Origin of the sequence: Veillonella sp. CHU732, from assembly GCF_003992085.1 — a bacterium.
Classification (GTDB): Bacteria; Bacillota; Negativicutes; order Veillonellales; family Veillonellaceae; genus F0422.
On the sequence record NZ_RQVC01000004.1, the window covers coordinates 1 to 24343 of the forward strand.

Consider the following 24343-nt stretch of genomic DNA (forward strand, 5'->3'; position numbering starts at 1 on the left):
AAAGAATAGCGCTAGCTATTTCCATAGCTAGCGCTAAAAGCTTTTACATGAGTAGCCCCCACATTTGACAAAGAGCCATAAATAAGGACTGACTCGGAATCTTGTTTGTAAGATTTTGTAGTCAGTCCTTTTTATGAAAGGTATTAAAAGAAATATTCTAAAAGGATTGCATATACTTTTATAGCATGGTACATTAGTAATGCAAATAATCATTTAGAATAGTTAGGAGCTATTATAATAGTTTAATAAATAGTAGTTAATACTAGGTTTTATATACTAATAATAAGAAGGTGAATGTGTGAGACCTACATATGTAGAAATTGATACAGCACAAATACGAAGTAATTTACGAAAAATTAAAGATTGTTTACCAGAGTGGTGCACGAGTACTGCGGTGGTGAAAGCAAATGCTTATGGACATGGTAGTGTTATGGTAGGACGTATTGCCGTAGAGGAAGGGTATGAGTCGCTAGCCGTAGCTTTTCCAGAAGAGGCGATTCCTTTACGTGAGGCGGGTATAACGGTACCTATTTATCTATTAGGTCTGACGTTGCCCCAATCCTTTGATTTAGTGATAGAAGGGCATTCTAGACCTGCTATTTGTGAATCTACAGATTTAGAAGCGTTGAATGAATGTGCTCGTCGACATGAAACTATTGTAGAGTGCGCCATTGCTGTAGATACAGGTATGCATCGTATCGGTAGTAAGCCGGAGGATGTATTAGCATTTTTAGAAACAGTAGAATCTTATGAATATTTACGAGTAGATGGATTTTTTACACACCTAGCTAATGGTGATGCTGCGGATCAAACCCATGCCAATCAACAAGTACAACAATTTCGAGATGTGGTGGAGTTAATTCGTACCAATCGTGCTGAGGACTATCGCTTTTCTTTAGCCAATAGTGCAGGTTTATTGGCGGTGAAAGATAGTCTATTTAACGATGCTCGACCAGGTATTATTCAATACGGCATTATGCCTTCCATGGATGTGCCTAATCGATTGGGATTGAAACCAGCTTTGAGTTTATATAGTAAGGTAGTACATGTACAACATTTACCGAAAGGGTCATCTATCGGTTATGGAAGTACCTATACAACGATGGCTGAGGAAACAATCGCTACTATACCTGTGGGTTATGCTGATGGATATCCTAGGGCGTTGTCTAATAAAGGCTCTGTACTGATCCATGGTACACGCTGTCCTATTGTAGGGCGCATCTGCATGGACCAATTTATGGTGAAAGTGCCAAGTCATATTACCGTAGCTCCAGGAGATGCTGTTGTACTATTGGGACAACAAGGACAAGAGAGTATTACAGCACTTGAGTTGGCTTATTTGGTGGGGACCATTCCCTATGAAATATTCTGTAATTTTTCAGAGCGGGTACCACGACATTATATTTAGAGGATATGGATAAAGCATAAGTATGACTAGTCAATTCTTATCTGTCGAGATTTAAAATGCAAGGAAACTGAATGGAATGACTATTTTTATATAAAAATAAGCATATCATTTAATTTTCTTTACAAAATGAATAATGAGACGAATAGAAAAGGTTTGAGAAGGATGGCTTTTGCTATTCCCCAAAAAAAATATATATATTATAGAACCAATAAAGGAAAGTTGATGTATTTCAATCAACTTTCCTCTTTTATTTTGTAGGTTTGTTCGGGCAACACATTTATACTAGTAGGGCTAAAATGTATAAAAAATACCCTACTTAGGTTCTCTTTGAGAGAGACACTGTGTAGAGCATTTTTATTATAATTTGTCTGTATGCTATAAGTGTTGAAGGCTATACGGTTAATCTTATTTATATACTTTCATAAATAGGTGAACTAAATAAAGAACGTGCTGCATTTTCGATATACAAAGCTGTATTAGATTGGTTCATTGTGTATAAATGAATACCAGATACGCCTTCTGTTACAAGGTCTACGATTTGATTTAAGGCGTAAGCAAGGCCAGCATCACGAAGGGCGATTGGATCATGCTCATATTTGTCTAAAATAGCCTTAAATTTGCGTGGAATAGCAGTAGCATTGCTTGTTAATAGACGTAAGGCTTGGTTGCGGTTGATGATAGGCATTACCCCTGCTAAGATTGGCACATCAATGCCTGCTAAGGCGCATTTTTCTTGGAAGTCATAGAATACATTGTTATCTAAGAAAAATTGTGTGACTAATAGTTCACAGCCAGCATCCACTTTTTCTTTTAAGAATTTAATGTCCTGTAATTGGTTAGGTGAATCTGGATGTACTTCTGGATAGCAAGCGCCAGAAACTTGGAAATGCGGAGCATACTCTTTTACAAAATGTACGAGTTCTGAAGCATATTTAAAGTCTCCTACTGGTGGTAGATCTTCTAAAATATCACCACGAAGTGCTAGTAGCTTATGGATGCCTAGTTGATCTAATTGATCAATGACGGAGCGCACTTGCTCTTTAGATAAATAAATAGCTGGTAAATGGGCTTTTGTAGGGATATGCAATGTATTTTGTACATAGTTGGATAACTTTATGGTTGTTTCTTCAATATTGCGTTGTTTATTGCTGCAGGTAACAGAGATGAACTCTGGTTTTAAGCTTTTTAACTCGTCTAAGACGGTAATGATTTTTTCGTCGCCTACTTGTGTGTTAGGAGGGAATATTTCGTAAGATAATGTTGGTCGTTTTTGTTGTATAGTTGCGCTCATGGCTGGTTCCTTTCATATCTATAAAACATGTTCTTATGATACCAATTTTTTTCTATATAGACCAATTCTTAATATGTATAGTATGTTATAGTCAGAAACTATAAAAATATAATGAAAGTTAGAGTCTAGAGATATGCATATGAAATTAGCATAGAGAAAATAGGAGAATCGTATGCCATATGTATTGGAACTTTCAGTAGAAATCTATATAATAGAAGTATTCGGAATACTGCTATTGCTAGTTAGTTATAGTAGGACTTTCAGAAAAAGAGAAAAATGAGGGAATGTAATTCCTGTAGTCATAGAGTTGTGCATGCCTATTGTGCAAGAAAGGAGAAAGTGATGAGTCAATTACTAGAAGAAATTGAATCCTTGCGAGGATCCATGAAAACATTAAATGATTTTTTCTTCGACCATCCAGAACTAGGGAATGAAGAGTTTTTAGCCCATGGTAAATTAACAGATTTACTGGAAAGTGAAGGGTTTACTGTAGACCGTGAAGTGAGTGGTTTACAAACCGCATTTCGTGCTGTGTACCATGTGCAAGGAGGAGGACAGAAAATTGGGCTTCTCTGTGAATATGATGCCTTAGAAGGTTTGGGGCATGCTTGTGGACATAATCTGCAAGGTCCTTCCATCTGTGCAGCAGCTATTGCTTTACGTCGTACCTTGCAAGTACCAGCTACATTGGTGGTGTATGGGACGCCAGCAGAGGAAACGGCATCGGGTAAGCTGGTAATGGCAAAAGAAGGCGTTTTTGACGATTTAGACGTGGCTTTCATGATGCACGGTAGTGACTCTACAACGGTAGATGGCAAGTCCTTGGCCCTTAATTTAGTGAATATTAAGTTCCATGGCAAATCGGCTCATGCAGCGATTGCTCCAGAAAAAGGCATCAGTGCTTTAGATGCGGTATTGTTGTTCTTTAATGGTATGGAATATCTTCGAGAGCATGTGCCTACAGAAGTACGCATGCATGGGATTATCACGGATGGTGGTAAGGCGGCCAATATCGTGCCAGATTATGCGTGTACACAGTGGTATATTCGTTCCTCTAGTCGCATTCGCTTAGATGAAGTGGTGGAGCGCGTGAAACAAGTGGCGCAAGGGGCAGCCTTGCAAGTGGGAGCTACTATGGAATGGGACGAAGTAAAAGCCTATGATAATAAGGTTAATGTGCAAAGCTTAAATGATTTACTCTTAAAGAATGCGGAAATCGTAGGCGCGCCAGATATTTCAGAACCGAGAAAGGTAACTGGTTCTACTGACTTTTCCAGTGTTACGTTCCGCGTACCAGGAGCTTGTTTACGTGTTAAATTTGTAGGTAGAGGTGTGACTAGTCATTCTCAAGAATGGCTAAATAATGGAAAAACTCAATTAGCAGAGGATGCTATTATGTACGGAGCTAAAGGGATTGCTCTTACAGTAGAGGAAATTCTCACCACACCGGGCTTATTGGCTCAGATTCAAGAAGACTTTCAACAGTCGAAAGCAAATTATTAATTAGCCTATCTTCATAGGTAAAGGAGAAGTAGTTATGAATTTATTGTTGTGCGCTATTGTAATTTTAGGCGCAGGTACATTGGTGATTAAAAAGTTTAAAGCACAAACAGTATTGCTCTTAGGTGGTTTAATTATGATGCTAGGGGCGTACTTCCTTGGCTATACAACGGAGTTCGTAGATGCGAAAAAAGGAACAGGTATGATGTTCTTCGATGCCTTTGAGTGGATTAATAACACCACTGCAAAGGATGCAGCAGGGTTGGGTCTTATGATTATGACATGTACTGGCTTTGCTAAATACATGGATCATATCGGTGCTAGCTCTCGATTGGTTACAACTGCAATAAAACCCTTGCAAGCGATGAAAGCTCCTTATTTAGTATTATCTTTAACATTCTTATTAAATATGTTTATGTCCTTGGTAATCCCAAGTGCATCTGGTCTAGCGATGTTGATGATGGTGACCATCTTCCCTATCTTGGTGCGTTTAGGCGTAAGCCCGGTAGGGGCAGCGGCAGCGGTAGCCACTGGCCATTTGTTGGACATTGGACCAGCTTCTGCTACAAGCTTATTAGTGTCTAAAACGGTGGGCTTAGGAGTAGAAGAATACTTCGTAGGCTATCAATTGAAGGTATACATTATCAGTGGTATTGTGACAGCTATTGCACATTACATATGGCAACAATACATGGATAAAAAATCCGGTCATGTTCCTTCCGAAGTTGTACATACAGAACCACAAGAAGAAGTAGCAGTAGGACCTCTTGCGTATTTAATATTGCCATTTTTACCGCTTGTATTTATGCTAGGATTTAGTAAATATGGTATTGCAGGCATTAAGATGAATGTTAACTTGGCTATGTTCCTAAGCTTATTCATCGCCATGATATTTGAATTGATTCGCTTACGTGATTTCCGAAAGGTAGCTGCATCTATTCAAACTTTCTTTAAAGGTATGGGGGACCAATTTACCAATACGGTAACCTTGATTGTAGCAGGGGAAACCTTTGCATTCGGTTTGACATCCTTAGGAATTGTGAATGAGTTTGTAGCATTCATTAAAACCTTCTCTATTCAAGCAGATATGGTGGGTGTTATCGTATCTGTGATTATCTTAGTATTGAGCATTGTTATGGGCTCTGGTGTAGCCTCTATGTTTGCATTCTCGCCATTAGTGCCGAATTTTGCTAAAGAATTAGGTGGTAATGCGATTACCATGCTACTAGGCATGCAAAATGCGGCTTCTGTAGGACGTTTGTTGAGCCCAATTAGTGCGGTAATGATTGCAGTAGCTGGTGTGGCAAATATATCTAGTTTTGATTTAGTAAAACGAACTGCAGTGCCAGTATTAATTACATTCATTACCTCCACGATTTGTATTTTAATTTTCCATTAATGAGTGAAAGAGGCATAAGATAGGGATTGATTATAATTCCTAAGGATTTGATAGAAATTAAATGTTGACGATGAGTGGTCTTTTATGTATTATAGTTGTACAAGACTATTACCCCCTGAGGGTGAATAATGGAATCGTTAACAACATGAAGTACCTAACGTGTAAGTATTCGTACCTTACTCGTTAGGTTTTTCATTCCTATGAAAGTAATGAAAAAGGATGTACTTCATGATAGATATAGAAAAGGCCAAAACAGATGAGAATACAACAATTACAATATTTAGAAAAAATTGCAGAAAAAGGATCTATTAATGAAGCGGCTAAGGAATTATATTTATCCCAACCTAGCTTATCCAATGCGGTAAAAGAACTAGAACACGAAATGGGTGTTCAATTATTGTTGCGTACTAAGTCAGGGGTAACCTTAACCCATGATGGACGTGAATTTATGATTTATGCTCGACAAGTACTAGATCAAATTCAATTATTAGAAGAGCGATATAAATCGAATACCAAACGAAAAGAACACTTCTTTATTTCTGCTCAGCATTATGCCTTTGTGGTACATGCTTTCGTAGAGCTTATTAAAAGTGTAGATACTGATGAATATCAATTTGGTTTGCGGGAAACAGAAACGCAAAATATATTTGAGGATTTAGCTACTTTCAAAAGCGAATTGGGTATTTTGTATTTGAATAATTTTAATCGTCAAGTGATGGAAAAGTTATTTAAAGAGTATAAATTGACGTTCTACCCATTATTTGAAGCGGAACCACATGTATTTTTGTGCCGCGAACATCCCTTGGCAAACCAAGATAAAATTACCTTGGAAGAACTAGAGGATTTCCCTTACTTGTGCTATGATCAGGGAGAAGATAATTCCTTCTATTTTTCAGAGGAAATTTTAAGTACTTTGGACAGAAAAATGACCATAAAAGTATCGGATCGTGCCACTATTTTCAATCTAATGGTTGGTTTGAATGGATATACTATTAGTTCTGGTATTTTAAGCCGTGAATTAAATGACGATAAGATCATCGCCATTCCTCTAGATGTAGAAGATACGATGACTATGGGGTACTTAATGCCACATATGCTAGAGCCAAGTCCCATTGCGAAAAAATATTTAAAACTATTGAAAGAACATATTCGTAACTATGGTTTTGAAGTCATGGAATGGAAAAAGAAATAAGCTATTGTAATAGAATATGAGCGATAGAACAGAGGTATGCTACTGTAGGCGTACCTCTGTTTTATATTGAGAATAAATGTTGATTATGCATTAAATAACTGTTAGTAATGAATAGACGGTCTATTATGAGATAGATGCTAACCATTGCGTTAGTAAGACTGTAAAATGCATTATAGGTATCTTATGATAACTGAAAATTATATCGATGTGAAATGTTGTTATAGCCTGTAAATGCCGTTCTATTCTTTCATAAAACAGTTTATAATCAAGGTATAACTTTATATTCGCCTTACTGGTGCCGCGAGGCTTAATAGGGAAGCTTGGTGAAAAGCCAACACGGTCCCGCCGCTGTAAAGGGGAGCGAAACTTCATGTAGCGTCACTGGGAAACTGGGAAGGCGAAGCGTAGCGAAGATCCTGAGTCAGAAGAACTGCCGTAAGAAGCATGTCGTTAGATCCGCGAGAGACGGGTAGAGATGGTTTTGCGCTAAGTGCATACGCTAAATCATAACCTACCGTTTTCAATCGAAAACGGTTTTTCTTTTATGAATGATAGTTATATCTTTCAGTAAGAGACTAGGTAGGGTGATGAGTTATAGGTGTGGGTAGGGTATACCCAGTTTCTAATTGTTTATTTTATTTTTATGAGAGCTGCAACGATTACATAAGCTATTAGAATCTCTATGATGAGGCAAATCTCACTAGAAAAGTGGTTTGAGTAAGGGAACGTATGCCTATGTGGTCAGAGAAAGGAAGCTAGACTATGGGACAAGACAAGCATCATGAACCACAAGTTCACGAAGAACAGTTTGAGCTACCAGATGTATCGTTTGATGAGTTTTCTATCCCTACCTACGAGGAGTGGAAAACGACGGTAGAAGGTATCTTGAAAGGGAAAGATTTCCAAAAAAGTATGTATACAAAAACATACGAAGGAATTACTTTACAACCAATGTATTGGTTGAGCGACCAAGAGGGATTGACTCAAAACTTGACATATCCTGGTCGTGATAGCAATTTACGGGGTGCGAAAGCTAGTGGATATATCCATACACCTTGGACAATTGCACAACGTTGTGACGGAAAAACAATTGCTGACATGCATGACATGTTACAATTTGAATTAGATAAAGGTAGCACAGCTATCAGTTTCACACTGGACAGTGCTACACGGAAAGGACAAGATGCTACGAAAGCCGAAGCTAAAGATGTAGCTGATGTAGGGGTATCTTTGTCTACTGTAGAAGAAGTGGAAGCTTTATTAAAAGGCATGGACTTAACTACAAAAGAATTAGATATTCGTACAGGTGCTAGTAGCGTATGCTGGGCGGCTGCATTACATGCGCTTTGCGAATCGCAAGGGGTGGATGTAAAATCCTTGTCCGGTATGATTGGGGCGGACCCAATTGGTACTTTGGCACAAGATGGTCATTTACCACGCCCTATGGACGAATATTTTGATGATATGGCACATACCATTGCTTGGGCATCTGCACATGCACCACAATTGCGCACAGTTTTGGTAGATACAGATGTATACCATAATGGCGGTGGCAATGACGTACAAGAATTAGGCTTTGCTATGTCTACAGCTGTCACATACTTGCGTGAAATGGAACGCCGTGGTATCGATGTGAATACATTTGCAAAACAAATTCGTTTCCATGTCAGTGTAGGAGCTAATTTCTTCATGGAAATAGCTAAACTACGTGCTATAAAAATGGTATGGGCTCAAATTATTGAACATTGTGGCGGTGATGAAGAAGCGAAGAAAATTAACTTGTTCGTAAGTACATCTCACTTTACACAAACTGTATTTGATCCATATGTAAACTTATTACGTGCTGGTTCTCAATCCTTCTCCGCAGTAGTAGGTGGTATGGATGGTATGTTTGTACGACCTCTTGATGGCTGCATTCGTCCAAGTGATGAATTCTCTCGCCGTATTGCCCGTAATATTCAAATCATGGAGCAACAAGAGTTCAACTTCATTCAACCAGTTGACCCTGCCGGTGGTAGCTGGTACTTAGAACCATTGACAGAAGAATTGACTGAAAAATCTTGGGCATTGTTCCAAGAATTAGAAGGTAAAGGTGGCATCTTAGAAACATTAGTATCTGGTGAAACGCAAGAAGCTGTGGATGCTATTTTACAAAGCCGCTTTAAAAACTTGGCAACTCGTAAAGATCGTGCCGTTGGTAGTAACATGTATCCAAATATGACGGAAGAATTACTAGAAGTACCAGTGGTAGATTTTGAGGGCTTACGCCAAGCTCGTGTAGCAGCATTAGCTAATGTGGGTACAACTGATGCAGCTGAATTAGCTCTAAAAAAACTACAAGAATCCGACTTCAGTGAAATTGGTTCTTTGGTAAGTGCTGCGTATACTGCATTAGTAGCGGGCGCTAGCTTTGGACAAGTTTTTGAAGCCTTAGCAGATGGCAGTGAAGGTATCACTGTGAAAGCAATTCTATCTCATCGTTGGACAGAACAATACGAAGAATTGCGTATGCGCACTGAAAACTTCAAAGAAACACATAATGGGGACAATGTTAAAATCTTCTTGGCTAACATGGGTCCAATTCCTCAACATAAAGCGAGAGCCGATTTTGTTACTTCTTTCATGCAAGTAGCTGAATTTGATGTGCTTACAAATGATGGATTCCCAACTGTAGACGAAGCAGTTGAAGCTGCCTTAGAATCGAATGCAGATGTGACAATCGTATGTTCCACTGACGATACATACCCAGAATTGGCACCAGCAGTGACAAAAGCAATCAAAGCCGATCGCCCAGCTATGAAAGTATTCTTGGCAGGGGCTCCATCTCCAGAGTTGAAAGAACTTTGCGATGCAGCAGGCATGGATGATTATATTAGTGTACGCTCCAATTGCTATCAAACATTATTAGCAATGCAACGCGAGAAAGGAATGATGTAGATGATTCCGGATTTTAGAAATATTCCTTTTACAGCTGCTAGCCCAAAAGCATCCGATTTCGATGCATGGAAAGAGCAATTACAAGCTGAAACTGGCAAGTCCTATGATGACAACTTCATTCGTACTATGGAACAAATCGATGTGGGTCCTGTGTATGATGCCTCCATTTATGATCAATGTAACCATTTACAATATGTAGCGGGTATTCCTCCGTATCTTCGTGGACCATATGGCACAATGTATGTACAACGTCCTTGGACAGTACGTCAGTATGCAGGTTTCTCCACAGCGGAAGAATCCAATGCCTTTTACCGTCGTAACTTAGCGGCAGGTCAAAAAGGTTTGTCTATCGCCTTCGACTTGGCCACACACCGTGGTTATGACTCCGACCACCCTCGTGTAGTCGGTGACGTTGGTAAAGCCGGCGTTGCGGTAGACTCCATTCTAGATATGGAAATCTTGTTCTCTGGTATTCCATTGGATCAAATGTCTGTATCTATGACAATGAATGGTGCTGTATTACCAGTTATGGCCTTCTATATCTTAGCCGGTGAAGAACAAGGCGTAGATAAATCCGTTATGGCAGGTACGATCCAAAATGATATCTTGAAAGAGTTCATGGTGCGTAATACTTACATTTATCCACCAGCAGCATCTATGCGTATTATTGGTGATATCTTTGCCTATACATCTAAATACATGCCTAAATTCAACAGTATTTCCATTTCCGGTTACCATATGCAAGAAGCAGGTGCTACAGCGGATATCGAATTAGGTTACACATTGGCCGATGGTTTGGAATACTTGCGTACTGGTGTGGCAGCAGGTCTTACAGTTGACCAATTCGCACCGCGCTTATCCTTCTTCTGGGCGATGGGTAAAAATTACTTCATGGAAATCGCTAAAATGCGTGCAGGCCGTATGTTATGGGCTAAAATTGTTAAATCCTTTGGTCCAAAAAATGTTAAATCTATGGCATTGCGTACTCACTCCCAAACATCTGGTTGGTCTTTAACAGAACAAGATCCATTCAATAACATCACTCGTACTTGTATCGAAGCGATGGCAGCAGCCTTGGGTCATACCCAATCCTTGCATACAAACGCTCTTGACGAAGCGATTGCGTTGCCTACAGACTTCTCGGCGCGTATCGCTCGTAATACGCAATTGTATATCCAAGATGAAACTAATGTATGTAAAGTTATCGACCCATGGGGCGGTTCTTACTACGTAGAATTCTTGACAAACCAATTAATCCGTAAAGCTTGGGCTCATATCCAAGAAGTTGAAGCCTTGGGTGGTATGTCTAAAGCGATTGATACAGGTCTTCCAAAAATGCGTATCGAAGAAGCGGCAGCTCGTCGCCAAGCACACATTGACTCCGGCAGTGAAAAAATCGTTGGTGTTAACTACTTACGCCTTGATAAAGAAGATCCATTAGATATCTTGGAAGTAGACAATACAGCTGTACGTTTGGCACAGATCGAACGCTTGAAAACATTGCGTGCTAATCGTGACAATGACAAAGTACGTAGCTGTTTGGATGCGATTACAAAAGCGATGGAAACAGGAGAAGGAAACTTGCTTGAATTAGCCGTAGAAGCAGCTCGTGCTCGTGCCTCTAAAGGTGAAATCTCTGATGCAGTTGAAAAAGTATGTGGCCGACATAAAGCGATTATTCGCTCTATTTCTGGCGTATACAGCAGCGAATTCAGCGATGATGATGTCATCACAGAAGTACGCAGCATGACTGAAAAATTTGAAGAGAAACATGGTCGCCGTCCACGTATTTTCGTAGCGAAAATGGGTCAAGATGGTCACGACCGCGGAGCTAAGGTAATTTCTACAGCCTTCGCAGATATGGGCTATGACGTAGATATCGGACCTTTATTCCAAACTCCAGAAGAAGCAGCAAAAGATGCAGTAGATAATGACGTACATATCGTAGGTATGAGTTCCTTAGCAGCTGGTCACAAAACATTGATGCCTCAATTATGTGAAGAGCTTAAAAAGCTAGGCCGTGAAGATATTATGGTTGTTATCGGTGGCGTTATCCCAGCTCAAGATTATGATTATCTCTATGAGCATGGTGCAGCAGCAATCTTTGGACCTGGTACAATCATTCCAGTATGTGCTAAAAAAGTTCTCGAATTATTAGAAGAACGCTTAGAAGAGGAAGAATAATCTAATTAGATGATTCTATACTCGCATATAAGTAAGACATGACACGTAGTCAGTGCCTCGTGCTACTTTGTAGCTGGCTACTGATTGCGTGTTTGTCATATTCGAATCGGTGAAAGGAGGGTGTCTTATGAGTGATGATACCTATAAGCCTTCTTGGGTTCCTGAGGAGAAAGATGATAAATTTGCATGCCGTGTCATGCGTGGCGTAGATGGTGGTCATGATGGTATGGATGAACATACGAATGCACCGCAAAAACCGGTAGCCCCTAAGGTGGTCAAACGGAAAAAATTGACCGTCGATGACTATGTGGAAGGCGTACTGGCAGGTAATCGTATGATTTTATCCCGTGCCATCACATTAATTGAAAGTAACGCAGCAGCTCATTTTGAAATGGCACAACAAGTTATCCAACGCTTGTTACCATACACAGGCAAATCCACCCGTGTAGGAATTACAGGGGTGCCTGGGGCTGGTAAATCGACCTTAATTGAAGCGCTAGGCACAAAACTATGCCAAAACGGTCATAAAGTAGCGGTTCTTGCTGTGGATCCATCGAGTACAGTGACCGGAGGTTCTATCCTAGGGGATAAAACGCGGATGGAACAACTTTCACGAGAGCCGAATGCATTCATTCGTCCATCCCCATCAGGAGGGACACTGGGCGGTTTAACCCGTAAAAGTAGAGAAACCTTGCTATTATGTGAGGCCGCTGGGTATGATACGATTTTAGTAGAAACCGTAGGGGTTGGTCAAAGTGAAACCACAGTACGCTCCATGGTCGACTTCTTCTTACTCGTTGTATTGACTGGTGCTGGAGATGAATTGCAAGGCATGAAAAAAGGTGTTATGGAATTAGCAGATGCCATAGTAGTCAATAAGGCTGATGGCGATAATTTACAACGGGCCAAAGTGACACGCCAAGAATACGAACGTATTTTATGGTTTATTCGTGATGCCACGGAACAGTGGACAACTCATGCCTACACATGCTCTGCCTACACTGGTGATGGCATCATGGAATTGTGGCAAGGTGTTATTGAAAAATTCATGGAACAATGTAAAGGTAATGGAGTGCTACAAGCACGTCGTCGTGACCAAACTTTATCGTGGGTATATTCCATGGTGGAAGAACATTTACAAAACTTGTTCTATCGTGCACCAGAAATTGTATCTTGTCGTGGAGGCATTGAAGATGCAGTTATTGAGGGACGTTTAACTCCTACATTGGCAGTACAACAATTCATTAATACATTTACACAAACAGCCTTGGGGGATCAAGCGAAGAATACTCCATTATTTGAGCTGAAATAAAATAGAAACAGGAGGGGGAACTCTCCTGTTTTGTGCTCCTGAGGGCTAAATCCTAGTACATTTAGGGGTATATGGATTTTGAAATATAAAGCATATAAATTGTGTTGCAAAATATGATGGAATGTTAATATATATTAAAAAAATAATATAAAAATATATTTCAGGTGGAAAACGTGATTTTTATCATAACAAAAATGAATACCTTATAATTTGTACAATAGATTTTTTACACATTATATGCTTATTTTTGTTATAATATGACGGAAAGTTAATGAATACATAACTAGTATTGTTTACACTATGTGAGGTGCATAATAATGAGTTTCGAAAGTCGATTCCAACATCTTGATCGCCGTGCCCCTATTGCTGAGGATAATGTGGCGATTATTCACGATTTAGAAAAATGTAAGAACTGTACTCTTTGTCGTAAAGCATGTGCTGACACTATGAGCGTACTTGATTACTACGATTTGGAAGCAACAGGAGATAATCCTATTTGTATCCAATGTGGTCAATGTGCGGTAATTTGCCCATTTGGTGCAATGTACGAACGTACAGAATTAGATAAAGTAAAAGAAGCCATTGCCGATCCAGAGAAAATCGTGGTTATCCAAACAGCACCAGCTGTTCGTGTATCCATCGGTGAAGAATTTGGATTTGAGCCTGGTACATACCAAGAAGGTAAAATGGTAGGTGCGCTTCGCGCGTTAGGTGCTGACTATGTAGTTGATACTAACTTCGGTGCTGACTTAACTATCATGGAAGAAGCGAACGAATTATTAGAACGTAAATTACATGGCACAGGTCCATTGCCACAATTTACTAGCTGTTGTCCAGCATGGGTAAAATTCTGTGAAACATTCTTCCCAGAATACGTATCTCATATTTCTTCAGCTCGTAGTTGTATCGCTATGGAATCTGCTATGGTAAAAACATATTTTGCAAAAAATATGAATATTGATCCTAAGAAAATTGTATCCGTGTCTGTCGCTCCTTGTACTGCTAAAAAAGCGGAAATTCGTCGTCCTGAGCAAAATAATGCAGCTCGTTTCACTGGCGAAGACTTGGGTCCAGATACAGATATCTGTATCACTACACGTGAATTTGCACAATGGATTCGTGAAGCAGAATTAGATTTTGCCGCAGTAGAAGACTCTGCATACGATAAATTCATCGGTGCTGCTACTGGTGGCGGTGTTATCTTCGGTAATACTGGCGGTGTTATGGAAGCAGCGATGCGTGCATCCTACAAATTCATCACTGGTGATGAACCATCTCCTGCTCCACTTCTTAACTTAACAGATGTGCGTGGTATGGACGGTGTGAAAGAAGCAACCGTAGAAATCGGTGGACACACCATCAATGTGGCTGTTTGCCATGGTGGTAAAAATATCCGTGAATTCTTGAATGAACTAAAAGAATCTGGTAAAACATATGATTTCATCGAAATGATGGCATGCCCAGGTGGCTGTATCGGCGGTGGTGGACAACCACGTGCAAAATTACCAGTAGCTAATAAAGTAAAAGGTGAGCGTATCGATGGTCTTTATAATTGGGATTCCAACATGAAGCTTCGTTCTTCCTATGAAAACCCTGAAATTAAAGATGCATACGCTAATTTCTTGGAAAAACCATTAGGACATATTGCGCATGAATTGTTGCATACTACGTATGTAGATCGCAGCGGTGACTTAGGGGCTCGTAAAGACGTGACTCCTGAAACATGTCCAACATCTCCAAAATTTAAAAAGCCGGAATAATTTAGTTAGTAACTTCAACTCCGGTGAGTCAGCGAATGTGTAAGTTGGTTTGCTGCTGAACGAAGTTATTATATAGTCATCTAAGCATGACAACATACTGCAAGACGAAAAGACTCTTATGGGGATTATCCTATAGGAGTCTTTTCTATTCTATTCCATCTTGGGGCTGTTCTACTCTGATGTTGAGCAAGGGAAGATTGGAACATATACCTTCACAAACGGTATTTCATAATGTTTGTTCAGGCACATGTTCCAATCTTCTAAACATGTAAGCTCAAGAGAATAGGAACACCCTGAGATGATCTGCGAATGAGGGCAATTCTAGGAGATGGATATTTGTTGTGATAAAATATAATTAGATATAAATTGAGAAGTATATTGTTTGTTAGATGTTCTATAGAGAGAATTGGTGGATATAAATGAGGATAAAAGATACTTTCAATGCATATAAACCTATGACTGCAAAAGATTTTTGGAAAAGTCTATGGTGGATTTTTTTATGGGGCTGGGGAGTAGGTATACCTGGAGCTATTTTAGAAAAAATGGAGTAAGTCTTGAGGTTTTAATTGTAATAGCATTATTGTTTGTAGGTGGTATACAGTATTTGTTGTTTCTTTTTATTATTAAACGATTTAGATCTATGCAGATACCACCAATTTGGGCGATTTTAATATTCATTCCTCCTTTTAATGGATTATGTTTTATACTAGCTGGATTTAGTAGTAATAGTGGTCTTTTTAGATTTCTAAAAAGGTTAGTATTTTCACTAAAAGAGGTGGATCATGCTTGAACTAGTTAAACTTGTACTTAATACATTGCATGATTATGGTGCTGAAACAGAAGATACTTTGTTTTTCTTTTATCATTGCATAGGGTTGATTCCTTTATGTGTGTATTGTTGGAAATATAAACACGAAGGATATACTGTTTTTACAAATGTAGTGATTCATCTGATACGTACCTTGTTGTTCATCGTGGCTTTTTTTATATATGTTCGTTATGGCTTTACAAATTATTTGATAAAGTGGAACTCTTTAGTGCTGATTCTATATACGATTGTAGGATATTATTATTGGACACATAAAGAGTTATTGTATTGGTTTAATTTGACAGCGCGCAATATTTTAAAATATATTTTTTATAGTGCTGTTTGTATCGAGGGTATATATATACTTACTAAATGGTGGAATGTATAAATTTTCTGCTAGAATATAAAAAGAGAAAGGGGGAAATCCATTGGCAGGTATAGTTTCTATGGAAGCGATTTCGGAAAAGCAGTATAGGTCTTTGCATATGGAGAATAGTACGGACCATAGAATGATCATAGAGTTTGATGGAAATCATATTGATACTTGGGATGATATATACAAGGTTGTTAAGGAAAAGTTTCTCATTGATGAAAGAATTATAAATTTATATCATTTGGAAGATATCCTATTGTATGGTAATGCTAAAGGAGTGGAACCAGTTCGAGAACTCTATATCATTTTTAGAAATCTGGATATAGCGATGAAAAGAAAAAGTGGAGTTCTAGGTTATTTGAGGGACATATTTTCTTTTAATGTGCATAGAGATTTAGATGCTCTATTGGTGTGGACGTTTTTTGCTGGTAATGTTATGCCTAGATGGGCTGTTGAAACAGAAGCTATGGAATCTTGGTCATCCATACCATTAGAGCTGTGCAAGTTATACTATGTGCAAGAGACTTCTTGGACAGAAACGATAGATCCGCCTCATAATGAAATTATTTATTTGGAAGAATCAGAGTATGATTTGTTGCGAGACAAGATAGTAACTGATGAAGATACATTTGTAGTGGACTTAACAGACGCACAGGATACTGAGGTGTTTATTCATGCCATGTCTAAGTATGTGAATGGAAAGATTAACTCTATGGATGAACTAGAACAATATATGCTTAGAGGATTGCGAGATACGACAAAACCGAAGCAAATTGTGTTTTTCTTAAAAGATTTTCTCTCTTATTGTAGAAATGAAGATAAGTATTATGATGATGTACCACTTAGAGTGGGCTTGAGTTTTATAAAATATTGTATATGTTATTGGTTTTATGAAAGTACGCCTATACCAGAATCATGGAAAAAGGAGTTTACCTTGTATGTGACTGAAGAGTGGTAGAAGGAGTAGTATACATAGGGGTGAAAGCGATTTGATAGACCAAAAGTATATAGAACATAGGAAATATCTTAGATTGGCGATGATACGAGTTGAGGGATACATAGATTCCTATTATGAACGGATAGAGGGGATTAAGCTAATAGGGGAATCTTTTGTAGTGTTGGATAATTTACTTATTAAGATTGTGGAAGATAGGCCTAATCAGAAAAAATGTGTGTATAGTTTTTATGCTAATCATATGGACATAGCAAAAGCTGATGTGATGATTCTTCATGAAATGTGTTGGGATAAAGCAATCGATATATGTACCTTGAAGAATGATAGTGCATTGAGAAATCATGTACGAAAGGTAGGTCATGGAGAAGGTGTACCTACTGTGACTGACTCTTTTTATAAAGTGGATGCGGAGAACATACAAAAAGTTCATGATATTGCTACTAGGTTGCTTCGTCAAATATCAGCAGATGAAGAGAACGAGAAGACCGAAGGAAAGTGGTTTTATGTAGAAGTATATCTATCTACTAGTAGTGGATATCTATCAGGTGGAGCTTGGATTGCACACAGTATTTTAGAAAAGATATATAAGAATACAGGTTGGGAAGAAGTAAAAGGCAAGGAGTTAACACTTGATGAGCTTGTATGTATTCAATCAATGTAAGTTTTCATAAATCATGACTTAGAAACTTACTTGAAAAGAACTGCCTGGCAAGGTGATTTGCGAATTAATCCTAGGATTGTTTGCTATAGTGAAACTAATGTGATAAATAATTGGGGAACTTTTTTAGAAAAATAGAATAAAAAAGTTCCCCAATGTTAAAGTAAAACAAACAATTAGAATCTACTTTACCTTTTAAGTCCGTACTCTTGTACATTTTCCGCGTTGGGTGTATAATAGTTTTTATCTAAAATACAAATCAGTAAATATTCATATGATGTGAAGGGGCTAGAAGGATAGATATACGTATACTTTCACGGCTTTCACAGGTATGGAATAGTAGGAGGACAGTATGGCAAAGATTGATATGAACAATTTAGATTTTAGTTATAAAGAAACGCCATTCCGTTATGTGTCTAATTTCAAGGATGGTCAATGGGATGAAGGCGGTTTAACGGGTGAGGCGAATATTGTCCTTAATGAATGTGCTGGTGTATTCCAATATGCGCAAACAATTTTTGAAGGTTTGAAAGCATATTACACAAAAGATGGTCATATTGTGTGTTTCCGTCCAGATTTGAATGCACAGCGTTTGCATGATTCTGCGAAATATCTTGTGATGCAACCATTTCCAACGGATCGTTTTATCGAGGCTGTGAAAGAAGTGGTAAAAGCGAACCAAGAGTTTGTGCCTCCATATAGCACGGGTGGTAGTTTGTATCTTCGTCCATTCTTGATGGGTACGAACAGTGTTATCGGTGTTAAACCAGCAGATGAGTTCCAATTCCGTATTTTTGGTACTCCTGTAGGGGATTATTTCAAAGGCGGTGTGAAACCGCTGAAAATCCAAATCTCCGATTTTGACCGGGCAGCACCACATGGTACAGGCCATATTAAAGCGGGATTGAACTATGCTATGAGCTTGCATGCTCTAGAAGCAGCCCATGAAGCAGGGTATGCAGAGAATCTATACTTGGATCCCCGAACTCGTACAAAAGTAGAAGAAACTGGTGGAGCTAACTTTATTTTCATCACGAAAGATGGCAAATTAGTAACGCCTAAATCCGATAGTATTCTTCCATCCATCACACGTCGTTCCTTGATGTATGTAGCTGAACATTATTTGGGCATGACGGTAGAACATCGTGAAGTGTACAAAGAAGAGTTGAAAGACTTCGCTGAATGTGGTCTTTGCGGTACAGCAGCTGTTATTTCTCCTGTTGGCATGGTGCATACAAAAGAAGAAGATATCTTCTTCCCAAGCGGCATGGATGAAATGGGCCCAACATTAACAAAATTGCGCGAAACATTGCTTGGCATTCAACATGGTGAAATCGAAGCACCAGAAGGCTGGATTGTTCGCATCGTATAATAGAATACTTTTACAATGACGTAAACGCATGGTTACCTTAGGGTAGCTATGCGTTTTCTTACATAGTGGGCATATATAAGGATGTGGATGAAAGTAATGTTGAAAGAGCTCATGATAGTAAATGTATAGATTTTGAAGAGTTAATAGATGATACACAATAATATATGAGTTTGAAGTCATGGGATAAGAAGTAAAAAGAGATGGATTATTTAAGAATACATGTATACATAAGTAATATGTATTGAAAAATAATATAATTTTTGCTAGTATAGTATACAGTTCTATATTCTATAGAATTAGAACTATATTTTATGAGTATTATGAAATGTAGTTACTGATTATCATAAGAGGTTAATTCTTTACAGAGTGAGCATATAGTAGATGAATGCTGGTATAACATTTAGCTAGACTATAGCGAGGTACAGTTAATTGATAGATAGAATTAGAACTTTCAGTATATGTATGCCTAGTGTTAAGTACGCTAGCGTAGTAATAGAGAGCCTACAGGAGGAGAGGGTTATGATGGAAATGAGTACCATTGCAAAACAACATGAGGAGCAGCGACATTTGGAAGCGAATGGTTTGTATAGTTCCCAATTTGAAAAAGATGCGTGCGGCATGGGATTTGTAGTCAATATTAAAGGTAAAAAGTCCCACGATATTATCGACGATGGCTTGCGTATTCTTGAGCGATTGGAGCACCGTGGTGGTGCTGGCGCCGATAAGGATACTGGCGATGGAGCGGGCATCTTAGTGCAAATTCCACATGACTTTTTCCGCCGTGAGTGCGAAGTGTTAGGCATCCATTTACCACCAGCTGGCGATTACGGGGTGGGTATGGTCTTTGCTCATAAGTACGAAACATTACGGAATGAGCAAAAACGAATCTTAGAAGAAGTTGTTCGTGAAGAAGGTCAAATTGTATTGGGCTGGCGGGAAGTGCCGGTAGATTCTACAGCAGTTGGCCATGAGGCGGCATTAATTCGTCCTTGGATGATTCAAATTCTTATCGGTAAAGGTCCAGAGGTGACAAATCAAGCGGAGTTTGAACGCAAATTATATATGATTCGTAAAGTTGCAGAAAAACGCATCGTCCCATTGAGCAAAGAAATGAGTAGTGATTTCTACATTGCCTCCTTGTCTTCTAAAACGATCGTTTACAAAGGTATGTTGACACCAGTGCAATTACGTAACTTTTACCTAGATTTGAACGATTTAGATTTCACCTCTGCCTTGGCGATGGTTCATTCTCGTTTTAGTACGAATACATTCCCAAGCTGGGCACGGGCTCATCCTAACCGCTATTTAGTACATAATGGGGAAATCAACACCATTCGTGGTAATGTAAACTGGATCAATGCTCGTGAAGGAAAAGCGGAATCTCCTTTATTCCCAGATATTAAAAAAGTGTTCCCTGTTGTTGATGATACAGGCTCTGACTCTGCCATGTTCGACAATACTCTTGAGTTCTTGCATATGACAGGCCGTAGCTTGCCACATGCGATCATGATGATGATTCCAGAACCTTGGGAACGTAATACTTTGATGAGCCAAGAAAAGCATGACTTCTACGAGTTCAATAGTTTCATGATGGAACCATGGGATGGTCCAGCGGCGATGGGCTTTACTGATGGGACTGTAATCGGTGGTGTGCTAGACAGAAATGGCTTGCGCCCAGCTCGTTACTATGTGACAGCTGATGACCGTGTAATCATGGCATCTGAAGTAGGTGTAGTAAACGAAGCAGACGATATGATTCGTGCTAAAGGCCGATTAGAACCAGGTAAAATGCTCTTAATCGACACAGAAGAAGGTCGCATCATTTCTGATGAAGAAATTAAACAACGAGTAGCCACAGAATTGCCGTACCATGAGTGGGTGAAAGAACATGTAATCCACTTGTCGGAGATTCAACAAGCTACGGAAGATAGCATCCCAGAGGTAGGGGACTTGTTCATGCAACAACAAGTATTCGGCTATACACAAGAAGATTTGGTGCGTATGATTATCCCTATGGCGAAAGATGGAAAAGATCCTGTAGGCTCCATGGGTGCCGATGCACCGTTGGCGATTCTATCCGACAAACCGCAAATGTTGTATTCCTATTTCAAACAGTTATTTGCACAGGTGACAAATCCGCCAATCGATGCCATCCGCGAAGAAATGGTCACATCCACACGAGTGATGCTCGGGAATAGCGGTAACTTGACGGACCCTAATAAAGTGGGCACCTACGCCGTATCTATGCGAACTCCAATTATGACGAACCAAGAATTGGCAAGTATTAAACAATTGGACTGCCGTCGCATGAAATCCGTGACCTTGTCCATCTTGTTTGATCCTGCCAAAGGTGCGGAAGGCATGAAAGAAGCCTTAGACCGTTTGTGCAAAGATGCAGAGGAAGCAGCTCGTACTGACCAAAATGTGTTGATTTTATCTGACCGTGGTGTGGACGAACACCATGTGCCAATCCCTGCTTTATTGGCAGTGGCAGCGGTGCACAATCACTTGATTAACACTGTGTTGCGCACAGAAATGGGGCTAATCTTGGAATCTGGGGAACCTCGTGAAGTGCATCATTTCTGTACACTCTTAGGCTATGGTGTAACAGCGATTAACCCGTATGTGGCATTAGCAACAGTACGTGAGTTACAAGCAACGAATCGCTTGGGCGACCTTACACCAGAGGAAGCAGAAGCGAATTACATCAAGGCCTCTGTGTCGGGCATTATGAAAGTCATGTCTAAAATGGGTATTTCCACTGTACGCAGTTACCATGGGGCACAAATCTTTGAGGCATTGGGCTTGAATACAAATTTTATTAGTACCTACTTCCCAAATACACCGACCCGCATTGGAGGTATCGGCTTAGGTGGTGTAGCTCATGAAACATTAGAACGATTCCAACGGGCTTTCAAAGAAGATGTGAAAGTCCTTGAACCAGGCGGTTGGTACGGTCCTATGAAAGATGGGGAAGAGCATTTATTCAATCCTGATACGATTAAGTTATTGCAAACATCCTTAATTGAAGGGGATTACAATACATACAAAGAATACTCCAAAATGATTCGCAATGACTATCATGTGACCTTGCGTAGCTTGATGGAATTGAACTTCCCAGTGGGCGGCGGTATTCCTGTGGAAGAAGTGGAACCAGTGGAAGATATTGTGAAACGCTTCAAAGCTGGCGCTATGAGTTACGGTGCTATCAGTAAAGAGGCCCACGAAACTATTGCCATCGCTATGAACCGTTTAGGATCTACATCGAACTCTGGGGAAGGCGGCGAAGATACAAGTCGCTTTGTTCTCGATGCCAATGGAGATAATCGCAATAGTGAAGTAAAACAAATTGCATCAGGTCGCTTTGGGGTAACAACGAATTACTTGGTACATGCGAAAGAATTACAAATCAAATGTGCCCAAGGAGCGAAACCAGGTGAGGGCGGTCAATTACCGGGTAAAAAGGTATATCCAGAGATTGCCAAAGCTCGTCACTCCACACCAGGTGTAGAACTGGTATCTCCGCCACCACATCACGATATTTACTCCATCGAAGACTTGGCAGAGTTGATTTACGACTTGAAATGCGTCAATCCAAGTGCAGCGATTTCCGTAAAATTGACCTCAGAAGCTGGGGTAGGTACCATTGCCGCAGGGGTAGCCAAAGCGAAAGCAGACAGCATCCTCATCTCCGGCTACGATGGTGGTACTGGCGCGGCAGGTCGTACATCTGTAAAACATGCAGGTGTGCCATGGGAATTGGGCCTTTCAGAAACGCATCAAACCTTGATGTTAAATCGTTTGCGTGACCGTGTGCAGCTGGAAGTGGACAGTAAACTGATGACTGGTTATGATGTGGCGATCGCAGCCTTGTTGGGAGCAGAATTATTCGGATTTGGTACCTTGCCATTAGTGGCAGTGGGCTGTCGTATGGCACGGGTTTGCCATATGAATACATGTCCGTACGGTGTGGCCACACAAGACGAAAAATTGCGTGCTAAGTTTACAGGTAAACCAGAATATGTGGAAAACTTGATGAAGTTCATCGCTCAAGAGTTGCGTGAAATCATGGCTCGTTTAGGTATCCGTAGCGTGCGTGAGTTGGTAGGTCGTATTGATTTGGTACGCCAACGCTCACAGGACGATAATTTCAAATTGTCTCGTGTGGACTTGAAACGAATCTTGTTCAAACCGTATACAGATGCGTCTGTGGGACATTTACACAGCATCGACCAAGACCATGAATTGGAACGCACCTTGGATATGAAAAAATTACTTCGCATGTGTCGTCCTGCTTTGGATGATCAAAAACCAATTCGTGCTAAATTGGCAATCAGTAATGTGAATCGTGTGGTAGGTACCTTAGTCGGTGGCGAAGTAGTTCGTCGTTATGGCGAAGCGGGCTTGCCAGAGAATACCATCAAATTGAATTTCGTTGGTTCTGCTGGTCAAAGTTTTGGTGCTTTCATCCCGAACGGTATGACATTAGAACTCGAAGGGGATGCCAACGATTACCTTGGTAAAGGCTTGTCCGGTGGTACTATCATTGCGTACCCACCAAAAGCTGCTACCTACGAGGCGCATGAAAACATCTTAATCGGTAACGTGGCATTCTATGGGGCTACTTCTGGTGCTGCCTATATCAACGGCGTGGCTGGGGAACGATTCTGCGTTCGTAATAGCGGTATCACAGCCGTTGTAGAAGGTGTAGGTGACCACGGTTGCGAATACATGACTGGTGGTGAGGTCCTTGTCCTTGGCCGTGTGGGTCGTAACTTTGGGGCTGGCATGTCCGGTGGTTATGCGTACGTACTTGATTTAGATGGACGTTATTGCAACACAGGACTTGTGGAGCTTCGTAAAACTAGTGAAAGTGATCTAGCACGGATCCATGAGTTAGTACAACAACATGTATTGCACACGAACTCCAAACAAGGTCGGCATATGTTAGAAAACTGGGTATTGTACAAAGATCGCTTTACAAAAATCGTGCCAACTGCTTACGAAGAAATGCAGCAAAGTATCGCTCACTTCCAAGAGGAAGGCATGGTATTAGAAGAAGCGCAATTGGCGGCATTTAAAGCGAAATATATGAGTGGCAAATAGAGGTTGGACCATAAGCAGATTGAATGATCTGCCTATGGGATGTCTATGGTATGCATAAAAATATATCTTGGAGGATGGCTTTTGCTGT

General features: G+C 39.9%; 13 protein-coding genes and 1 riboswitch. Of the genes, 12 read left to right on the top strand and 1 reads right to left on the bottom strand.

Translation table 11 applies throughout. The features are described from left to right. The first annotated feature begins 298 nt into the window (after positions 1-298). Complete coding sequence (gene alr / locus EO121_RS02425; RefSeq protein WP_127165758.1) at positions 299-1408, top strand: alanine racemase; 1110 nt, start codon at positions 299-301, stop codon at positions 1406-1408. Positions 1409-1817: 409 nt separating this feature from the next. On the opposite strand, the gene metF is transcribed toward alr, so the two are convergent. After that, a complete protein-coding gene (gene metF / locus EO121_RS02430; RefSeq protein ID WP_127165760.1) occupies positions 1818-2699 on the bottom strand; it encodes a methylenetetrahydrofolate reductase [NAD(P)H] in 882 nt (293 codons plus the stop codon). Between the two features lie 342 nt (positions 2700-3041). On the opposite strand from metF, the gene EO121_RS02435 reads away from it, so the two are divergent. From EO121_RS02435 to gltB, 11 genes are all read left to right on the top strand, one after another. Beyond that, entirely contained in the window at positions 3042-4202 is a 1161-nt protein-coding gene (locus tag EO121_RS02435) for a M20 family metallopeptidase (protein WP_127165762.1), read from the top strand. 34 nt (positions 4203-4236) lie between these two features. Next, positions 4237-5598 carry a C4-dicarboxylate transporter DcuC gene (gene dcuC, locus EO121_RS02440; protein WP_127165764.1) on the top strand — a complete coding sequence of 454 codons (1362 nt, stop codon included), beginning with the start codon at positions 4237-4239 and terminating at the stop codon, positions 5596-5598. Positions 5599-5854: 256 nt separating this feature from the next. Further along, positions 5855-6790, top strand: coding sequence for a LysR family transcriptional regulator (locus EO121_RS02445; protein WP_127010245.1), 936 nt, complete (start codon positions 5855-5857; stop codon positions 6788-6790). A 276-nt stretch (positions 6791-7066) separates the two neighbouring features. Continuing rightward, positions 7067-7243: riboswitch (cobalamin riboswitch) on the top strand. Between the two features lie 309 nt (positions 7244-7552). Next, on the top strand, positions 7553-9727 hold the full coding sequence (locus EO121_RS02450; RefSeq protein ID WP_127165766.1) for a methylmalonyl-CoA mutase family protein: 2175 nt from the start codon (positions 7553-7555) through the stop codon (positions 9725-9727). After that, positions 9728-11911, top strand: a complete 2184-nt coding sequence (gene scpA, locus EO121_RS02455) for a methylmalonyl-CoA mutase (RefSeq protein WP_062401047.1) — start codon at positions 9728-9730, stop codon at positions 11909-11911. Positions 11912-12038: 127 nt separating this feature from the next. Further along, complete coding sequence (gene meaB / locus EO121_RS02460; protein ID WP_127165768.1) at positions 12039-13223, top strand: methylmalonyl Co-A mutase-associated GTPase MeaB; 1185 nt, start codon at positions 12039-12041, stop codon at positions 13221-13223. Between the two features lie 317 nt (positions 13224-13540). Further along, positions 13541-14983 carry a [FeFe] hydrogenase, group A gene (locus tag EO121_RS02465; protein ID WP_127165770.1) on the top strand — a complete coding sequence of 481 codons (1443 nt, stop codon included), beginning with the start codon at positions 13541-13543 and terminating at the stop codon, positions 14981-14983. Positions 14984-16219: 1236 nt separating this feature from the next. Further along, positions 16220-17122 (top strand): hypothetical protein, encoded by a 903-nt coding sequence (locus EO121_RS02470; RefSeq protein ID WP_127165771.1) that lies wholly within the window; start codon positions 16220-16222, stop codon positions 17120-17122. Positions 17123-17201: 79 nt separating this feature from the next. Continuing rightward, positions 17202-17780, top strand: a complete 579-nt coding sequence (locus EO121_RS02475) for a hypothetical protein (protein ID WP_164725831.1) — start codon at positions 17202-17204, stop codon at positions 17778-17780. 349 nt (positions 17781-18129) lie between these two features. Beyond that, positions 18130-19149 (top strand): branched-chain amino acid aminotransferase, encoded by a 1020-nt coding sequence (locus EO121_RS02480; protein WP_127165775.1) that lies wholly within the window; start codon positions 18130-18132, stop codon positions 19147-19149. A gap of 519 nt (positions 19150-19668) precedes the next feature. Beyond that, on the top strand, positions 19669-24255 hold the full coding sequence (gltB, locus tag EO121_RS02485) for a glutamate synthase large subunit (protein WP_370447198.1): 4587 nt from the start codon (positions 19669-19671) through the stop codon (positions 24253-24255). Positions 24256-24343: the final 88 nt, after the last annotated feature.

Excerpts from the sequence above, each read along its gene's own strand:
- metF (WP_127165760.1), bottom strand. The coding sequence starts at position 2,699 with ATGAGCGCAACTATACAACAAAAACGACCAACATTATCTTACGAAATA.
- EO121_RS02435 (WP_127165762.1), top strand. The coding sequence starts at position 3,042 with ATGAGTCAATTACTAGAAGAAATTGAATCCTTGCGAGGATCCATGAAA.
- dcuC (WP_127165764.1), top strand. The coding sequence starts at position 4,237 with ATGAATTTATTGTTGTGCGCTATTGTAATTTTAGGCGCAGGTACATTG.
- EO121_RS02445 (WP_127010245.1), top strand. The coding sequence starts at position 5,855 with ATGAGAATACAACAATTACAATATTTAGAAAAAATTGCAGAAAAAGGA.
- EO121_RS02450 (WP_127165766.1), top strand. The coding sequence starts at position 7,553 with ATGGGACAAGACAAGCATCATGAACCACAAGTTCACGAAGAACAGTTT.
- scpA (WP_062401047.1), top strand. The coding sequence starts at position 9,728 with ATGATTCCGGATTTTAGAAATATTCCTTTTACAGCTGCTAGCCCAAAA.
- meaB (WP_127165768.1), top strand. The coding sequence starts at position 12,039 with ATGAGTGATGATACCTATAAGCCTTCTTGGGTTCCTGAGGAGAAAGAT.
- EO121_RS02465 (WP_127165770.1), top strand. The coding sequence starts at position 13,541 with ATGAGTTTCGAAAGTCGATTCCAACATCTTGATCGCCGTGCCCCTATT.
- EO121_RS02475 (WP_164725831.1), top strand. The coding sequence starts at position 17,202 with ATGATACGAGTTGAGGGATACATAGATTCCTATTATGAACGGATAGAG.
- EO121_RS02480 (WP_127165775.1), top strand. The coding sequence starts at position 18,130 with ATGGCAAAGATTGATATGAACAATTTAGATTTTAGTTATAAAGAAACG.
- gltB (WP_370447198.1), top strand. The coding sequence starts at position 19,669 with ATGATGGAAATGAGTACCATTGCAAAACAACATGAGGAGCAGCGACAT.